Source organism: Allokutzneria sp. NRRL B-24872 (assembly GCF_002155965.1).
Classification (GTDB): domain Bacteria; phylum Actinomycetota; class Actinomycetes; order Mycobacteriales; family Pseudonocardiaceae; genus Allokutzneria.
Window position 1 is genome coordinate 1 of the sequence record NZ_MUMH01000391.1, and the last position, 670, is coordinate 670.

1 protein-coding gene is annotated in these 670 nt (G+C 70.7%); it reads left to right on the plus strand.

The genetic code is table 11. The features are described from left to right. Positions 1–17: 17 nt before the first annotated feature. Positions 18–670 (plus strand): Ig-like domain-containing protein (locus CCN37_RS38250; RefSeq protein ID WP_246843596.1); only part of this gene is annotated, 653 nt, incomplete at its 3' end.

Here is a 670-nt window from a genome sequence, read left to right on the forward strand (position 1 = left end):
CCCGCAAGAGGTCCTCTGTGCTGCTCTCCGTCCGTTCCCTGCGCACCCTCAGCACCCTTACAGTGCCCGCCCTCGCCGTCGCCCTGCTCGCCGGCTGCCAGTCGGCGTCGAAAACCGCCTCGGTGGACCCGGCCGACGCCAAGCCCGCCCGGATCACGATCACCCCAAGCAGCGACACGGCGGCGATAGCCCCCGACGCCACGGTCAAGGTGACCGCCTCCCACGGCACCCTCACCAAGGTCCGCGTCGTCCCCGACGGCGCCGGTTCCCAGGCCGCCACGGTGACCGGCGCCCTCTCCCACTCCAAGAGCAGCTGGCGCTCCACCCGCACCATGACCCCGGGTACGACCTACACCGTCGAGGCCACGGCCACCAACGCCGCCGGCAAGTCCGCCGTCCAGCACTCCACCTTCCGCACCCGCGCCGCCCAGCAGGCCAACGGCGTCACGGTCACCCCGACCAAGGGCTCCACCGTCGGCATAGGCCAGCCGGTCTCCCTGGCCTTCGACCACCCGGTGCAGAACAAGGCAGCGGTGGAACGCACCCTCTCCATCTCCACCAGCCCCAAGACCGAAGGCTCCTGGGGCTGGACCAAGGACCCCCTCACCGGCATCGAGCGCGTCGACTGGCGCCCCAAGACCTACTGGCACAAGGACACCAAGGTCACCCT